The sequence below is a fragment of the Streptomyces yamdrokensis genome, assembly GCF_053890455.1.
Map to the genome: position 1 here is coordinate 1,144,411 of NZ_CM132679.1, position 14,974 is coordinate 1,159,384.

Sequence of the window (14,974 nt, forward strand, 5' to 3'; positions counted from 1 at the left end):
AGCACGCCGGGGCGCGCCGCATCAGCTCCACCGAGGCGTACGAAATTTTCGGATCATGCGGCGAACCTTACGCGCGGATCCGACGAACCTGACGCTCGGAGGGCACCGGGGACACTCCCCTCATCACCCCCGCACCGCCCGGTTCCACCGCCCGCCCTATCGTGATCGGCATGCAGTCCTACACGATCGGCCAGGCAGCGCGGCTGCTCGGCGTCAGCCCGGACACCGCCCGCCGCTGGGCGGACGCGGGCCGGGTCAACACCCACCGCGACGAAGGCGGACGGCGGCTCATCGACGGGCAGGACCTGGCGGCGTTCTCGGTCGACCTCGCGAAGGCCGGCGCGATCGAGGAGGGCACGCCGTACACCTCGACGCGCAACGCCTTCCCCGGCATCGTCACCGCGGTCAAGCTCGGCGACGTGGCCGCCCAGGTAGAGATCCAGGCGGGCCCGCATCGACTGGTCTCACTGCTGACCCGCGAGGCCGTCGAGGAGCTCGGGCTCGAGGTCGGCATGGAGGCCACAGCCCGGGTGAAGTCGACAAACGTACACATCGACCGCATCTGACACGCGGAAGCGGTCCCGGTCCCACCCGGGCTCCGGCCCGGTCCCACAGGCCAGGTGGGAGGTACGTACGGAGATACGGCGAAGGGCCCCGCCCGGCCGTCCGGCCGAAGCGGGGCCCTTCCACTCCCCGGTAGGAGGTTTTCCCGCAGGTTCCTCCCGCCGCGTCAGTCCTCGTACGCCTCGAGCGGCGGGCAGGAGCACACCAGGTTGCGGTCGCCGAAGGCCTGGTCGACGCGGCGGACCGGCGGCCAGTACTTGTCGGTGGCGCTCACTCCGGTCGGGAAGACGGCTTCCTGACGGCTGTAGGCGTGCTCCCACTCCCCACCGAGCGCGGCGGCGGTGTGCGGGGCGTTGCGCAGGGGGTTGTCGTCCGCGGGCCACTCACCGGAGCCGACCTTCTCGATCTCCGCGCGAATCGCGATCATCGTCTCGCAGAACCGGTCGAGTTCGGCCAGGTCCTCGGACTCGGTCGGCTCGATCATCAGCGTCCCAGCCACGGGGAACGACATCGTCGGCGCGTGGAAGCCGTAGTCGATCAGCCGCTTGGCCACGTCGTCCACGCTCACGCCGGTCGCCTTGGTCAGGGGGCGCAGATCGATGATGCACTCGTGCGCGACCAGCCCGCCGGGACCGGTGTACAGCACCGGATAGTGCGGCTCGAGGCGCTTGGCGATGTAGTTGGCGCTGAGTACCGCCACCTGGGTGGCCCGCTTGAGCCCCTCGCCGCCCATCAGCCGGACGTACGCCCACGAGATGGGCAGAATCCCCGCGGAGCCCCACGGCGCCGCCGAGATGGGCCCGACCCCGGTCTCCGGCCCCGCCTCGGGCTGCATCGGGTGGTTGGGCAGGTACGGCGCCAGGTGCGCCCGCACGCCGACCGGGCCGACGCCGGGACCGCCGCCGCCGTGCGGGATGCAGAAGGTCTTGTGCAGGTTCAGGTGCGAGACGTCCCCGCCGAAGTGTCCGGGCTTGGCCAGCCCGACCAGCGCGTTGAGGTTCGCACCGTCCACGTACACCTGGCCGCCCGCCTCGTGCACGGCCGCGCAGATGTCGGCGACATGCTCCTCGAACACACCGTGCGTGGAGGGGTAGGTGATCATCAGCACCGACAGCTCGTCGCGGTACCGCTCGATCTTCGCGCGCAGGTCGTCGACGTCGACCTCGCCGTCCTCGGCGGTCTTCACGACGACGACCTTCATGCCGGCCATGACGGCGCTCGCGGCGTTGGTTCCGTGCGCGGAGGAGGGGATGAGGCAGACGGTGCGCTGCTCGTCGCCGTTGGCCCGGTGGTAGCCGCGTACGGCGAGCAGACCGGCCAGTTCGCCCTGGGAGCCCGCGTTGGGCTGGAGGCTCACCCTGTCGTAGCCGGTGACCTCCGCGAGCCGGTCCTCCAGCTCGTGGATGAGAGTCAGGTAGCCCTGGACCTGCCCGGCCGGCGCGAAGGGATGCAGCTGTCCGAACTCGGGCCAGGTGATGGGCTCCATCTCCGCGGTCGCGTTGAGCTTCATGGTGCAGGAGCCCAGCGGGATCATGCCGCGGTCCAGCGCGTAGTCGCGGTCGGCGAGCCTGCGCAGATAGCGCAGCATCGCGGTCTCGGAGCGGTGCTGGTGGAAGACGGGGTGCGTCAGGTACTCGTCGGTGCGCAGCAGGGCGTCCGGGAGGGCGTTGCGCGCGGCCGCGTCCAGGGACTCGACGTCGCCCTCGACACCGAAGGCGCTCCACACGGCAGCGAGCCGGTCGCGCGTGGTGGTCTCGTCGCAGGCGATCGAGACGAGGTCGGCGTCGACGGGGTGCAGGTTGACGCCGTTGTCCCGGGCGGCGGCCACGACCTCGGCGGCCCGCCCGGGGACCCGTACGGTCAGCGTGTCGAAGTAGGCGCCGTGGACGATCTCCACGCCGCCGGCCCGCAGCCCCTCGGCGAGGACCGCCGCGTAGCGGTGGGTGCGCCACGCGACGGTCCGCAGCCCCTCGGGGCCGTGGTACACGGCGTACATGCCGGCCATGACAGCGAGCAGTACCTGGGCGGTACAGATGTTGCTGGTGGCCTTCTCACGGCGAATGTGCTGTTCACGGGTCTGGAGGGCGAGCCGGTAGGCCTTGTGCCCGTCCGCGTCGACGGAGACGCCGACGAGCCGGCCGGGCAGGCTGCGTGCCATCTTTTCCTGTACGGCCATGTATCCGGCGTGCGGTCCGCCGAAGCCCATCGGCACGCCGAAGCGCTGCGTCGTGCCGACGGCGATGTCCGCGCCGAGTTCGCCGGGGGACCTCAGCAGCGTGAGGGCGAGCAGATCGGCGGCCACGGTGACGAGCGCGCCCAGCTCGTGCGCCTGGTCGATCACCGGTTTGATGTCGCGTACGGCACCGGAGGCGCCCGGGTACTGGATCAGCACGCCGTTGATCTCGCGCTCGGCCACCTCGGCGGGGATGCCTTCGCTCAGGTCGGCGACGACGACCTCGACGCCGGCCGGCTCGGCCCGGGTCTCGATGACGGCGACGGTCTGCGGCAGCGCGTCCGCGTCGACCAGGAACAGACCCTTCTTGTTCTTGCCCATGCGGCGCGACAGCGCCATCGCCTCGGCGGCCGCGGTGCCCTCGTCGAGCAGGGAGGCGCCGGAGGTCGGCAGGCCGGTGAGCTCGGCGACCATGGTCTGGAAGTTCAGCAGCGCTTCGAGCCGCCCCTGCGAGATCTCCGGCTGGTACGGCGTGTACGCCGTGTACCAGGCGGGGTTCTCCATCACGTTCCGCAGGATGACGGGCGGCGTGAAGGTCCCGTAGTACCCCAGCCCGATCATGGAGCCGAGCACCTCGTTGCGGTCGGCCAGCGATCGCAGTTCGGCCAGCGTTTCGGACTCGGTCCGGGCATCCGGCAGGTCCAGCGCGTCAGCGTTCTTGATCACATCCGGGACCGCGGCGGCCGTCAGCTCGTCGAGCGAGCCGTAGCCGACCTGCGCGAGCATCTTGGCGCGGGCCTCGTGGTCGGGGCCTATGTGACGCTGCTCGAAGGGCGTTCCCTGTTCGAGCTCGGAGAGGGAAATGCGATGGGCGGTCATGTGCGGAGGCCTCCTGGTCCGACGACCTTCGAGGGGCACCGTGGCGGGTGCCCGGACGGCCTCCCCCTCTGTCATCTCAACCTGAGAGCTTCACCGGCTGCCCGGGGCAGCCGGCTTTCACCGTCGGTGAGAGCGGAAGCCGTGGACACCCGCTCTGCTTTCCAGAGTGACCTCGTCCATGCGGTACGTGGGCCTGAGAGATTCCGGGGAGGATTTGCTCCTTCGGCGCCCTCCGGTGGTGCCTGGAGGACTCTCCCGCACGGGGTCAGCAGCCGCTGCCAGCGTACCAGCGGGGGCAAGACCCGGACGTCCGAGTGGCCGCCGGGCCGATTGTGCCGTTTTGTAGTGCTGACGAGTGATGTGCGGAATTGCGACCAGTGGAGGGCCCGTGCAGACCGACATCGATCCGCGCAACCTGATCGGCCGCAAGGCATTCGACCGCAACGGCACCCGGATCGGCACGATCGACGAGGTCTATCTCGACGACGCCACCGGCGTGCCGGAGTGGGCGGCGATACGCACCGGTCTGTTCAGCAGGGACGCCTTCGTTCCTCTGGAGCCGAGCGAGCTGATCGACGGCGGTCTCCACATCCCCTTCGAACGCGCCCTGATCAAGGACGCCCCCGACTTCGGCGTGGGCCGTCATCTCTCCCCGGAGCAGGAACTCCAGCTCTACCACCACTACGGCCTGGACATCTCCGCCCCTCCGCCACTCCCGGACCACGACTTCGGCAAACTCGCCGGCAGCGACGACTCCACCTGACGCCCTCAGTGGCCCCCACGTGCCGTTGTTGTCCCGCCGTCCGGCCTCTGCGGGCACACCCCGCACGGTCCTCGCCCCTGTTCCCCGTCCGGGGCAGCCCTGGGCCCTACCCTCCCGATGGTCCTGGATCCGGGACACCCGCCGCCCCGGCACCAGCCGCTGCCTCCTGGCTGCCCCGGGCACCCCGGCCACTCCCACCGTGCCGACCGTCCCCGGCCCGGCCGTCCCTGCCGCTCGGGCCGTCCGCGCTCTCCCTGTCGTCCCCAGGTCTTCGCTCCACCAACGGCAGCGGATCCGCGGGTTGCAGGGCCGGGTCCCCGTTCCGGAAGGTCCGCACCCGCCCCGGCGCCGACCCGGGCGTCTCGAACCGCACGGTGACCCGCCCCAGGCCACTGCCCTGGACCCACCCATGGCCGTACTCACTGTGCCGTACGTCGTGCCCGGCCGGCCAGCGCCGCTCGGCGACCGCCTGCTGCTGTTCCTCCGAGGGCACGGCCGCCTCCGCCTCCTCGCCCGGCAGCTCCTTCTCCCGCTCCCCCGCCGCCTGTGCGAACAGGTCCTCCTGCGTGTAGTCCGCGAGCCCGCTGACCCCCACGCCCAGCAGCCGCACGCCGCCCGTCGTGTCGACCGAGTCCAGCAGCCGCGCCGCGGCCTCGCGCACCACCGCGGGGTCGTCCGTGGGTCCTCGCAGGGTCTCGGAACGGGTGAGCGTCGAGAAGTCGTACCGGCGCACCTTCAGCACGATGGTCCGGCCCGACAGCCCCGCCACCCTCAGCCGGCGCACACAGCGGTCGGCCAGGCGCCGGACCTCCACCCCGACCCGCACCCGGTCGTGGATGTCCACGTCGTAGGTGTCCTCGACCGACACCGACTTCGTCTCCCGCTCGGCCACCACGGATCGCTCGTCCCGCGCCAGGGACATGGCGTGCAGGGCGTGTCCGTGTGCCTTGCCGAGCAGACGTACCAGCTCGTCCTCCCCTGCCTCGGCCAGTTCCCCGACCGTGTGGATCCCGGCACGCCGCAGGTGGTCACCGGTGGCCGGCCCGACACCCGGCAGGGTCCGGACCGACAGCGGCGCCAGCAGGGCCCGCTCGGTCCCCGGCTCGATCAGCACCAGGCCGTCCGGCTTGGCCTGCTCCGAGGCGATCTTCGCCAGCATCTTGGAGGCCGCCAGTCCCACCGATCCGGTGAGCCCCGTGACCGCCCGGATGTCGGCGCGCAGCTTCGCCCCGGCGAGCCGCGCGGACCGCTCGTCCCAGGCCGCCCCGCCGGCCTCCAGATCCACGAACGCCTCGTCGAGGCTCAACGGTTCCACCAACGGCGACAGCGCCCGCAGCAGCTCCATCACCTGGTCACTGATCGACCGGTACAACGCGAAGCGGGGCACCAGATACGCCGCGTTCGGCGCGAGCCGCCGCGCCTGCGCCATGGGCAGGGCGGAATGGACACCGAAGAGCCGGGCCTCGTACGAGGCGGTGGCGACCACACCGCGCGGCCCGAGCCCGCCCACGACCACGGCCTTCCCGCGCAGACTCGGCTTGGACGCCTGCTCCACCGAGGCGAAGAAGGCATCCATGTCGAGGTGCAGGACGGTGGGCGCGGATCTCACACCTCCGATGCTGCCCTACGCCACTGACAACGCCCCACCCGCCTGCCGTCGGCCCGTACCCACCGCACGGGCAGCGCGGACGGGGCGGGCCACCCCTGCGGCACAACGGCTCATACGGCGCGGTTGCGCCGCCTTGCCAGTTCGTCCGCAGGGTTGGGGCCGATCAGCGTCTCTCCGGTGTCGATGCGCTCCCCGTGCAGCTGCGACAGCGCGCTCTCGACGTCCCGCCACACCACACCCACGGCGATCCCGAAGATTCCCTGGCCGCCCTGGAGCAGGGCATGGACCTCGTCGGGCGTGGAGCACTCGTAGACCGTGGCGCCGTCGCTCATCAGCGTCATGCGCTCCAGGTCGTGGAAGCCCCCCTCCCGCAGGTGCCGGACGGTGGTCCGGATGTTCTGCAGCGAGACACCGGTGTCCAGGAACCGCTTGACGATCTTCAGGACGACAACGTCCCGAAAGCTGTACAGCCGCTGGGTCCCCGAGCCATGGGCGGGCCGCACACTCGGCTCGACCAGTCCCGTGCGAGCCCAGTAATCCAGTTGCCGGTAGGTGATGCCGGCGGCCGCGCAGGCCGTGGGGCCGCGGTAGCCGATCTCCTCGGACGCCATGGACGTCGTCGCCCCTCCGCTGCTCGGCACGGCCGCCGGTCGCTGCGGAGCAGGATCGGCCGGGCTGCCGTGATGGGCATACGCCCCGCTCGCGCGGAGCTGAGAGCCTGGGGGAGGGTACGGACCGCTCACCCCGAGACCATGTCCGGGGGCACCCCCAGCCGTACCGTCGCCGGTGCTTCTCACGCCGACCTCCGTCCTTGACCTGCCTCCTCGACGGTAGGCAGTCACCAAGGGTGCGTCAACGATCGCCACACTCGGCACGCCGAGTGATAATCACCCTAAGAGTGGTTTCCCGTGCCCCACCGCGGGGAAAGGCTAGCCGAATGCCCTCCGTACGGGCCGGGCAAGGCTCTCACGCACCGGGTCCCGAGCAGCGTTCCGGCGGAACGGCCGACGCCCCTCACTGGCTGCTGGAGCCGAAATCCTCCGGCGAGATCTGGTCGAGGAACTCGCGGAACTTCTCCACCTCGTCCTCCTGCTCGTCCGGGATGGCGATCCCCGCGTCGTCGAGCACCGTGTCGCTGCCGTAGATCGGCGTACCGGTGCGCAGCGCCAGCGCTATGGCGTCGGACGGCCGGGCGCTCACCTCGACACCGCTGGCGAAGACCAGCTCCGCGTAGAAGACCCCCTCACGCAGGTCCGTGATACGCACTTCCGTGAGCTCTTGGCCGACGGCTTCCAGCACGTCCTTGAAGAGGTCGTGGGTCAGCGGGCGCGCGGGAGCCATGCCCTGCTGGGCGAAGGCGATGGCCGTCGCCTCCCCCGGCCCGATCCAGATGGGGAGGTACCGGTCGCCTCCCACTTCACGCAGCAGCACGATCGGTTGGTTCGAGGGCATTTCGACCCGGACACCTACGACATCGAGCTCGTTCACACAGCAACCCTAGGCCGTGCCCGGGACGTTTGGGTAGTCGGGCCCGGATCGGGCGGCCGATCCGGTCCTCCGCGCCCACCCTCTTGCCCTCGCTCTCAGGGCAGTCGCACCCCGAGCGCCGAGCTCACCAGCGCGGCGTGGAGCTTCGCCGTGAGACCGGCGAGCTCCCTCGTGCGCGCCTGCGCGTGCGCCCTGGTCTGCGGGTTGCGATGACGTTTGAGCGGGGCTACGACCTGGTCGACCAGCCCGGCCTCCCGGTCGGCGGCGGCCTTCATCGCTCTCAGATGCCGCGGCTCGATCCCGAACCGTCCCAGTTCGGTGATGAGGCCGGCGACGGTGACCGCCCCGGCGTCGTACACCTCGTCCTCGACCGGCGCGAGCAGCCCGTACGACTCCCACTCCGAGAGCTGGCGCTGGTCGACGCCGGCCGCCGCCAGCAGCTGCGCCCGCCCGATCCGGGCCGCTGTGGCGGGCGGGTCGGCAAACGGCTCGGGGTCGGCTTCCCCGTCCCGCTGCCGGGACAGCACCGGAAGCGGGACGGCCTCGCCGCGCTCCATGGCGTCCAGGTGCTCGCGGATCACCTTGAGCGGCAGATAGTGGTCCCGCTGCATCCTCAGGACGTGGCCGAGGCGCTCTACGTCCTCGGTACTGAACTTGCGGTACCCCGAGGGGGACCGCTGCGGCTCGATGAGCCCTTCCGACTCCAGGAAACGGATCTTGGAGATGGTGACTTCGGGGAACTCCTCGCGCAGCACGTTCAGCACCGTGCCGATGCTCATCAGTCCAGTTTCCGCGGCGGCGATACCGTGCCCGGTACCGCCGCTCGGTGTGTGAAGCATGGACCTTCCCTGGGGTCAGGGTGCCCCGGACGGAGTCCGGGGAGGGTCAGTAGCCCCGCTGGCTCGCGTAGAAGACCAGCCGGTACTTGCCGATCTGCACCTCGTCACCGTTCGACAGACCGACCTGGTCGATCCGCTCGCGGTTGACGTACGTGCCGTTCAGGCTGCCCACGTCGGCCACCGTGAACGAACCGTCCTGGCCGCGGCGGAACTCCACGTGCCGGCGGGAGACCGTCACGTCGTCCAGGAAGATGTCGCTCTGCGGGTGGCGGCCGGCCGTGGTCAGATCGCCGTCCAGCAGGAAACGGCTGCCCGAGTTCGGCCCGCGGCGCACGACCAGGAGCGCGGACCCCATCGGCAGCGCGTCGACGGCCGCCTGCGCCTCCGGGGACAGCGCCGGGACCTGCGTCTGGCCCGTGACCTCGGCGTCGTACGCCTCGAGACCGGAGATGGAGATGGTGGACGTCGTCTCGGAGGGGCGCTCCGGGACGGCTCCGGGCCTGAGCGGGGCTCCGCAGTTCGAACAGAAACGACTGTTCTCCGCGTTGCGGTTACCGCACCTCGTACACACCAGGGCCGACATGGACGGATCCTCCTGCCCACCGGGGGCCTGGGACGCGTGCGGGGCGGAGAACCCTCCACCCGTACCTGAGGTTGACGGTTGCCCGAAACCTATGCCGCTCGACTGCGCAGGGTCAGCGGACGGCGCGCCCTGGCCTCCCGCAACGTTCTCGCCGGGACCACCGACCTGATCCCGGTACAGCGGACGCGACGCCTCCGCGCCGGGCTGTGCGCGATGACGAGCGGTCGCACTGTCGCGGCCTTCTCGCGCGCTCTTGCCGAACAACTTCCCAAACAACTTCACGGGCGATTCCCCTTGACCGAAACAGACCCGCCCGTGGGGCAGGACGAACCCTGACTGAACACACTGGCCGACCCGGACATCCTCACAACGTCCGTATCCACCAGACAGTTTCCACCACGCACCACCCATTCGGTGCGCCGACCCCCCGCAACCTCCTGCTCTCGTCGGCCGCCCTCCATGCACCCCCGGTTCACTGCGAGGACGACCGAGCGTAGCCAGGCTGCTTCGCCGGTCGCAAGGCATCCACGACGATCTTGGTCGACCTCTCCACCAAGGCGGTGGCCTGTTCCTTCTCGAGAGTCTGCACCACTCCTCCAGGGATGTTGAGCGCCGGCTCGAGGTCCTGCGGCTTGCCGATGACCTTGAAACGATAGGGCGCGGTGATCTTGTTCCCGTCGACGCTCACTCCGTCACCGGAATCCGACAGGTAGGTGCCCGCCACGACCCGTATGCCGTTCACCTGAATGGCCTCGGCGCCGGCCGCGCGCAGCTCCTGGACCGCGTCGAGCAGCATGTTCGACTCGACCATCCCCTTCGGGTCCTCGACGACCAACGTGATGCCGGGGCCCTGGGCGGCCACCGTGCCCGCCAGAATGCCGAGCTGGCGTTCCCTCTCCAGCGTCTGCCGACGAGCCTCCTCGGCCTGGTCCGAGCTGTTCTCGAGCTCGTCGCGCTGCTCCTCGAGTCCCTGCTTCTCCTCCTCAAGACGCTCTGTGCGGTCGTCGAGTTCATCGAGGATACGGACGAGATCCTCCTGGCGGGCACCACGCAGGGCACTGTCGCCGTCGCTGTTCGAGGCCACCTGGACGGCCAGACCGAAGCCCAGGCCGAACAGCAGCAGGGCGACGATGAGTTGGGCCCGGGTGATCCGGGGCGGCCACAGGCTGTTCACCAGCCGCTGCCGTCCGGACAGGCCTGATCCGGGCCGGTCCGGCGGCGTCTCCCCCTCCATGGACGCGGACTCCGCGGACACGCTCGCGGACGCGGGCACTTCGTCGGGCAGTTCCTTCCGGAACCCGCCGCCGGATGCCGCAGCGGGACGCGGCGCGAGAGCGGGGCGCGGCGCCGAGGCGGGGTGGGGCCGGGACGCCTGATGGGCGCCGGGGGCCGCCGCGCGCGGTCCGGTCTGCGGATCGGGCGTCATCCTGCCGTCCTGACGGGGGTGCTCGTGCTCGGGCTCGTGGTCCTGATCGCTCATCGGTCTCACGCCCGGAACACGTGCCGGCGGATCGCCGCGGCGTTGGAGAAGATCCGGATACCGAGCACGACCACCACGCCCGTGGACAACTGGGCACCCACGCCCAACTCGTCGCCGAGGAAGACGATCAGCGCGGCGACGACCACGTTCGACAGGAAGGACACCACGAAGACCTTGTCGTCGAAGATGCCGTCGAGCATGGCCCGCAGCCCGCCGAAGACGGCGTCGAGCGCCGCCACGACGGCGATCGGCAGGTACGGCTCGACGACCGCCGGGACCTCGGGCCGGACCAACAGGCCGGCCACGACTCCCACGACGAGGCCCAGTACGGCGATCACGATGTGCCTTTCTCAGGTGCGGTCTCGGTTATCGGTTGCGCGGTTCGTACGATCACACTCGGTGCGGCGGGCAGCCGGAGGTCGTCCTCCACCGAGAGAGCGGTACGGATGCCGTAGTTCTCCTGCAGGGCATGCAGGTACAGCCCGTCCGAGCTGTTCTGGAACCGGCTGCTCAGCTCCCGGCCGTCCCCCACGGCGAAGACCGTGTACGGCGGTACCAGAGGCCTGTTGTCGACCAGTATCGCGTCCCCCGCGGCCCTGATCGCAGAAAGAGCGGTCAGCCGCTGCCCATTGATGGAGATCGCCTCGGCTCCGGACTCCCACAGGCCGTTGACCACACGCTGCATGTCCCGGTCGCGGACCCGCCCGGTGTCGGAGAACCCGGTGGTCGACCGGGCGTCGCCGTCCCCGTCGGCACTCGTGTCCTTGGCGTCGTTCACCACGAGCTTCACGCCGGGGCCCTGCACCGCGACGGCGCCCGCCAGGACGCCCACCAGGTCGGTGCGGTCGCTCTCACCGCTCTGTCTGAGCGCCTCGCGCTGCCGCGCGCTCACGTCGGAACGGAGGGTGTCTATGCCGTCCTCGAGCTTGTCCGCCGCCTCGGTCTCCCGGTCGATCCTCTCGATCAGCTCCTCGCGCTCCTTGGCGACGACGGGAGCCTCCACTCTGGCCTGCGCGGCCCCCACGGTCACCACCAGGGCCGCGAGCACCAGACCGCCGGCGAGCCCCAGCTTCGCCCTGAGGGTCTTCGGCATACCTCCACCGCCGTCGGCCCGCTTCCGCGCGGCAGCCTCGGCGTATCCCTCGTCGAGGCTGTGGTCCATCACGTTGGTGATCAACGACATGGACGCGTCCGGACGCGGTAGCCGCCGGGGGGTGCTCCGAACGGGGGGTTGCTGCGGCATGCCGCACATCGTCGCATGCCGCGGGCGCTACCTCCGAACGGGCCTACCGGCGTGCCGGACAGGCCCCGTTGGGGACGCCTGTCCGGCACGCACGCGTACCGTTCGCTCGACGGTTCGGCTACCGTCCGGCGCTGTCCACGACCGCTGCCCACTCGTCGAGCAGAGCCTGGGCAGAGGCGTCGTCGGGGCCCTCGGCCCACAGGTGGGTGACCGCCTCGGCCGGGTCGGGCAGCACCATCACCCAACGGCCGTCGGTCTCCACCACACGCACACCGTCGGTGGTGTCCACGAAGCGGTCGCCGGCCTCCTCGACGACCCGCCGCATCACGAGCCCCTTGACCGCCCACGGGGTCGCCAGGTCGCGCTTGATCACATGTGCACGCGGGATACGCGCATCGATCTGACTGAGCGTGAGCTGCGTCCTCGCCACCAGGCCGATGAGCCGGACGAAGGCCGCGGTGCCGTCGTAGACCCTGCTGAACTCCGGAACGATGAAACCGCCCTTGCCGTCACCGCCGAAGATCGTGCCCTCCTCACCACCCACGCGGGTGAGGTCGTCGGGCGAGGTGGTCGTCCATTCCACCTGGGTGCCGTGATAGGCCGCCACCTGCTCGGCGATCCTGGTGGTGGTCACCGGAAGCGCGACCCGGCCACTGCGCCGCTCGGCCGCGATGAGGTCGAGCAGAACGAGCAGCGCCCGGTCGTCCTCGATGATCCTTCCCTTCTCGTCGACAAGGGAGAGCCGTTCGCCGACCGGGTCGAACCGCACACCGAACGCGGCACCGGAGGACGCCACCATCTCGCCGAGTCGCACCAGCCCCGACCGCCGGACATCCGCCGTCTCGGTGGGCCTGGACTCGTCGAGCCCCGGGTTGATGGTCAACGAGTCCACCCCGAGCTTGCCGAGCAGACTCGGCAGTACGAGCCCCGCGCTGCCGTTCGACGCGTCCACGACCACCTTCAGTCCGGACTCCGCGATTCCCGTGATGTCGACGTTCCGCAGCAGCGAGCCGGTGTACGAGTCGAAGACGCTCGCCGGGAAGTGCAGATCACCGATCTCGCCCGGGAACGCGCGTCGGTACTCCTGCCGCGCGAACACCCGGTCCAGTTTGCGCTGGCTGCCCTGCGAGAGGTCGGCGCCCTGTCCGTCGAAGAACATGATGTCGACGGAGTCCGGCACACCGAGAGTGGTCCGGATCATGATGCCGCCCGCACTGCCCCGCGCGGTCTGCTGCCGGGCCACGGGCAGCGGCACGTTCTCCAAATCCCGTACGTCGATGGCGCTGGCCTGCAGCGCGGAGATGACCGCACGCTTCAGGGCACGGGCACCACGGGAATGGTCCCGGGCCGTGGTGACCGTCGATCCCTTCTTCAGCGTCGTCGCATAGGCGCCGGCCAGCCGAACGGCGAGTTCCGGCGTGATCTCGACGTTCAGGATTCCCGACACCCCACGGGCGCCGAAAAGGTGTGCCTGTCCTCTGGACTCCCAGATGACCGAGGTGTTGACGAACGCGCCCGCCTCGATCGTCTTGAACGGATACACCCGTACGTTGCCCTGGACAATCGATTCCTCACCGATCAGGCACTCGTCACCGATGACGGCGCCGTCCTCGATCCGTGCCGCGCGCATGACGTCGGTGTTCCTGCCGAGCACACACCCTCGCAGGTTGCTGTGCGGCCCGACGTACACGTTGTCGTGCACGACGGCCTTGTGCAGGAAGGCCCCGCTCTTCACGACGACATTGGACCCCACGACCGTGTGCTCGCGAATCTCGGCGCCGGCTTCGACCTTGGCATAGTCGCCGATGTAGAGCGGCCCGCGCAGCACGGCGTCGGGATGTACTTCGGCCCCCTCCGCGACCCATACGCCCGGGGAGATCTCGAAGCCGTCGATGTCGACGTCGACCTTGCGCTCCAGGACATCCGCCTGAGCCTTCACATAACTCTCGTGCGTGCCGACATCCTCCCAGTAGCCCTCGGCAATGAAGCCGTAGACGGGCTTGCCTTCCTTCATCAGCTGCGGGAAGACATCTCCGGACCAGTCGACGGGCACGTCGGCCTCGACATAGTCGAAGACCTCGGGCTCCATGACGTAGATGCCGGTGTTCACCGTGTCGGAGAAGACCTGCCCCCACGTCGGCTTCTCCAGGAAACGCTCGACCTTGCCTTCCTCGTCCACGATGGTGATACCGAATTCCAGCGGATTCGGCACCCGGGTCAGGCAGACCGTGACCAGTGCGCCCTTCTCCTTGTGGAAGTTGATCAGCTCGGTGAGATCGAAATCCGTCAGCGCGTCACCGGAAATGACGAGAAAGGCATCGTCCTTCAGCGCCTCCTCGGCGTTCTTGACGCTTCCTGCGGTACCGAGTGGCTTCTCCTCGTTGGCATAAGTGAGCTCCATTCCGAGCTCTTCACCGTCACCGAAATAGTTCTTGACGAGCGAAGCCAGGAACTGGACAGTTACAACGGTTTCGTTGAGCCCATGCCTTTTGAGCAGCCGCAGAACGTGCTCCATGATCGGCTGATTGACCACCGGCAGGAGCGGCTTGGGCATGCTTGAGGTCATGGGACGAAGGCGCGTGCCCTCGCCCCCGGCCATCACGACGGCCTTCATGTCGGAAGCGTCCTCCTCATGAGATGACGGTCTAGCCGACTTCCCCCGCCAAGATTGTCCCGCATTTTTCCACTGCGGGCCATCGCGCGACGCTGCGCGTGCCACTCAGCGAGGTCAACCGGCCATGGCGTCCGCACGAACCAGACGGCGGACCTGCACCACGTAGAGGACTCCTGCCCACCAATAGAGGGTTGTACCCCATCCGGCGAACGCCCATCCGAAAATAGCAGCGAGTGACGAGATCCAGCCGCTCCCGTCACTGAGCAGGAGCAACGGGAAGGCATACATCAGGTTGAAGGTGGCTGCCTTCCCAAGGAAGTTCACCTGCGGCGGCGGGTAGCCGTGACGCCGGAGGATACCCACCATCACCAGCAGGACCAGCTCACGGGCCAGCAGTACGGCCGTCAACCAAAGCGGGAGAATCTCGCGCCAGGTGAGTCCGACAAGGGTCGAAAGAATGTAGAGCCGGTCCGCCGCGGGATCCAGAAGCCGGCCGAGGCTGCTGATCTGGTTCCATCGCCGCGCGAGCTTGCCGTCCAGATAATCACTGACACCGCTCAGGGCGAGCACCAGAAGCGCCCAGCCGTCACTCTTCGGACCGCCGAACTCCGGCCTGAGGATCAGCCACAGGAAGAGGGGCACACCGAGAAGTCGCGCCATGCTGAGGATGTTCGGGATGGTGAGGACACGGTCCGTCTGGACGCGAGTCTCCTGGACCTCCACCCGGGGACCTCCTGTG

13 protein-coding genes and 1 riboswitch are annotated in these 14,974 nt (G+C 69.5%); of the genes, 2 read left to right on the plus strand and 11 right to left on the minus strand.

Annotated elements, in window-relative coordinates; all coding sequences use genetic code 11:
* Positions 1 to 170 precede the first annotated feature (170 nt).
* On the plus strand, positions 171 to 566 hold the full coding sequence (locus ACWZEH_RS04420) for a TOBE domain-containing protein (RefSeq protein ID WP_456195794.1): 396 nt from the start codon (positions 171 to 173) through the stop codon (positions 564 to 566).
* 164 nt (positions 567 to 730) lie between these two features.
* Here the strand turns inward: ACWZEH_RS04420 and gcvP are convergent, their stop codons facing one another.
* Positions 731 to 3,616: an aminomethyl-transferring glycine dehydrogenase gene (gcvP, locus tag ACWZEH_RS04425; protein ID WP_456195796.1), complete on the minus strand. Its 2,886-nt coding sequence runs from the start codon at positions 3,614 to 3,616 to the stop codon at positions 731 to 733.
* A gap of 171 nt (positions 3,617 to 3,787) precedes the next feature.
* A riboswitch (glycine riboswitch) is annotated at positions 3,788 to 3,884 on the minus strand.
* A 120-nt stretch (positions 3,885 to 4,004) separates the two neighbouring features.
* On the opposite strand from gcvP, the gene ACWZEH_RS04430 reads away from it, so the two are divergent.
* Positions 4,005 to 4,379, plus strand: a complete 375-nt coding sequence (locus tag ACWZEH_RS04430; protein WP_456195798.1) for a PRC-barrel domain-containing protein — start codon at positions 4,005 to 4,007, stop codon at positions 4,377 to 4,379.
* 106 nt (positions 4,380 to 4,485) lie between these two features.
* Here ACWZEH_RS04430 and ACWZEH_RS04435 read toward each other — a convergent pair whose 3' ends face one another.
* From ACWZEH_RS04435 to ACWZEH_RS04480, 10 genes are all read right to left on the minus strand, one after another.
* On the minus strand, positions 4,486 to 5,988 hold the full coding sequence (locus ACWZEH_RS04435) for a DNA polymerase IV (RefSeq protein ID WP_456195800.1): 1,503 nt from the start codon (positions 5,986 to 5,988) through the stop codon (positions 4,486 to 4,488).
* Between the two features lie 110 nt (positions 5,989 to 6,098).
* A complete protein-coding gene (locus ACWZEH_RS04440; protein WP_456195802.1) occupies positions 6,099 to 6,785 on the minus strand; it encodes a MerR family transcriptional regulator in 687 nt (228 codons plus the stop codon).
* A gap of 217 nt (positions 6,786 to 7,002) precedes the next feature.
* The gene (locus ACWZEH_RS04445; RefSeq protein WP_003988851.1) at positions 7,003 to 7,476 is read right to left on the minus strand and encodes a bifunctional nuclease family protein; all 474 of its coding nucleotides are present in this window, start codon (positions 7,474 to 7,476) and stop codon (positions 7,003 to 7,005) included.
* Positions 7,477 to 7,571: 95 nt separating this feature from the next.
* Complete coding sequence (gene ftsR, locus ACWZEH_RS04450) at positions 7,572 to 8,315, minus strand: transcriptional regulator FtsR (RefSeq protein WP_456195804.1); 744 nt, start codon at positions 8,313 to 8,315, stop codon at positions 7,572 to 7,574.
* 46 nt (positions 8,316 to 8,361) lie between these two features.
* Positions 8,362 to 9,309, minus strand: coding sequence for an FHA domain-containing protein (locus ACWZEH_RS04455; protein ID WP_456195806.1), 948 nt, complete (start codon positions 9,307 to 9,309; stop codon positions 8,362 to 8,364).
* 61 nt (positions 9,310 to 9,370) lie between these two features.
* Positions 9,371 to 10,324, minus strand: coding sequence for a DUF881 domain-containing protein (locus tag ACWZEH_RS04460; protein ID WP_456199436.1), 954 nt, complete (start codon positions 10,322 to 10,324; stop codon positions 9,371 to 9,373).
* 59 nt (positions 10,325 to 10,383) lie between these two features.
* Positions 10,384 to 10,716 (minus strand): small basic family protein, encoded by a 333-nt coding sequence (locus ACWZEH_RS04465; RefSeq protein WP_030808725.1) that lies wholly within the window; start codon positions 10,714 to 10,716, stop codon positions 10,384 to 10,386.
* The gene (locus ACWZEH_RS04470; RefSeq protein WP_456195808.1) at positions 10,713 to 11,630 is read right to left on the minus strand and encodes a DUF881 domain-containing protein; all 918 of its coding nucleotides are present in this window, start codon (positions 11,628 to 11,630) and stop codon (positions 10,713 to 10,715) included. The genes ACWZEH_RS04465 and ACWZEH_RS04470 overlap by 4 nt, the downstream gene beginning before the upstream one ends.
* A gap of 109 nt (positions 11,631 to 11,739) precedes the next feature.
* Entirely contained in the window at positions 11,740 to 14,235 is a 2,496-nt protein-coding gene (locus ACWZEH_RS04475) for a sugar phosphate nucleotidyltransferase (protein ID WP_456199438.1), read from the minus strand.
* A gap of 114 nt (positions 14,236 to 14,349) precedes the next feature.
* Positions 14,350 to 14,958, minus strand: a complete 609-nt coding sequence (locus tag ACWZEH_RS04480) for a cardiolipin synthase ClsA (RefSeq protein WP_055692599.1) — start codon at positions 14,956 to 14,958, stop codon at positions 14,350 to 14,352.
* Between the last annotated feature and the right edge of the window lie 16 nt (positions 14,959 to 14,974).

Coding starts and splice junctions, on each gene's coding strand:
- ACWZEH_RS04420 (WP_456195794.1), top strand. CDS start 171: ATGCAGTCCTACACGATCGGCCAGGCAGCGCGGCTGCTCGGCGTCAGC.
- gcvP (WP_456195796.1), bottom strand. CDS start 3,616: ATGACCGCCCATCGCATTTCCCTCTCCGAGCTCGAACAGGGAACGCCC.
- ftsR (WP_456195804.1), bottom strand. CDS start 8,315: ATGCTTCACACACCGAGCGGCGGTACCGGGCACGGTATCGCCGCCGCG.
- ACWZEH_RS04455 (WP_456195806.1), bottom strand. CDS start 9,309: ATGGGTGGTGCGTGGTGGAAACTGTCTGGTGGATACGGACGTTGTGAG.
- ACWZEH_RS04460 (WP_456199436.1), bottom strand. CDS start 10,324: ATGACGCCCGATCCGCAGACCGGACCGCGCGCGGCGGCCCCCGGCGCC.
- ACWZEH_RS04470 (WP_456195808.1), bottom strand. CDS start 11,630: ATGTGCGGCATGCCGCAGCAACCCCCCGTTCGGAGCACCCCCCGGCGG.
- ACWZEH_RS04475 (WP_456199438.1), bottom strand. CDS start 14,235: ATGAAGGCCGTCGTGATGGCCGGGGGCGAGGGCACGCGCCTTCGTCCC.